The organism is Limimaricola cinnabarinus LL-001 (assembly GCF_000466965.1).
In the GTDB taxonomy this organism is placed as follows: domain Bacteria; phylum Pseudomonadota; class Alphaproteobacteria; order Rhodobacterales; family Rhodobacteraceae; genus Limimaricola; species Limimaricola cinnabarinus.
On sequence record NZ_BATB01000157.1, the window covers coordinates 1 to 1,259 of the forward strand.

The window sequence follows — 1,259 nt, forward strand, 5'->3', positions numbered from 1 at the left end:
GGCATGATCGTGTCGCCCAGCTCCTCGTAGGTCAGCCCCGCCCTCAGCGCCATCGCGGCGGTCTGGATGCTGTCGGCGCCCTCGGGCGCAAGGATCTGCGCGCCCAAGAGACGCTTGCTCCCCGCCTCGGCGACCAGCTTGATCAGCCCGCGGGTATCGCGCGCCGCAAGCGCGCGCGGCACGGCGTCGAGCGGCAGAACCGAGGTGACGATCTCGTGCCCTGCGGCCCGGGCCTGCGCCTCGCTCACACCGACGCCAGAAACCTGCGGGTCCGAAAACACGACCCAGGGCATATGCGCATTGTCATAGACCCGCGCCTCTCCCGCCACCGCGTTTCGCGCCGCGATCTTGGCGCCATAGGCCGCCATATAGACGAACTGGTCGCGCCCGGTGACGTCGCCCGCGGCCCAGATATTGGCATTGGCGGTGCGCATATGGGCGTCGACCTCGATGCCGCCGCGCTGGTCCACGACGATCCCGGCCGCCGCGAGATTCAGCCCATCGCTGTTCGGCACCCGCCCCGTGGCGAGCAGCAGGCGCTCGGCGCGCAGCTCCTCGCCGCCGGTGCCGAACAGGCGGACGGCATCGGCATGCTGCGAAACCCTCTCATAACCTGAAAAGCGAATCAGACGGATGCCCTCCTCGGCGAGGTAGCCTTCCAGCGCCGCCGAGACCTCCGGCTCCGCCTCGGGCAGCACGCCGCGACGGCTCACCAGCGTGACTGCGACACCGGCGCGCGCAAAGATCTGCGCCAGCTCAACGCCGATATAGCCCGCCCCCAGCACCAGCATCGACGTAGGCAGTTCGGTCAGCTCAAGCGCCGACGTGCTGTCGAGGGTATCGACGCTCTTGATGCCCGGGATCTGCGGCACATGCGGGCGCGCGCCGGTGGCGATGATCACCTTCCCGGCGGCGAAGACCTCCCCATTGACGGTAAGCTGACCGTCATCGCCAAAGCGGGCATGGCCCGCGATGTAATCGATATTCTCGTATCGGGGCAGCACGTCGGCGTATTTCGCGCCGCGCAGCTCCTCGACCAAAGCCTGCTTCTGCGCCACCGTGGCGGCCCAGTCGGTGACACGGGCGCTCGCCTCGATGCCGTCGAAGCGCGCGGCGTTGCGGGCGTGGTGCAGGCTCTCCACGGCGCGGATGAGCGCCTTGGAGGGCACGCAGCCGACATTCACACAGGTCCCGCCGAGGGTGCACGCACCTATCAGCGCCACGCGCGCACCCGCCTCGGCGGCGGTGATGGCAGCCGA

The 1,259-nt window shown here is 69.3% G+C and carries 1 protein-coding gene; it reads right to left on the reverse strand.

Features of this window, described 5'->3' with window-relative positions:
• Positions 1-1,259 (reverse strand): dihydrolipoyl dehydrogenase family protein (locus MBELCI_RS18835; protein WP_052512782.1); only part of this gene is annotated, 1,259 nt, incomplete at both ends.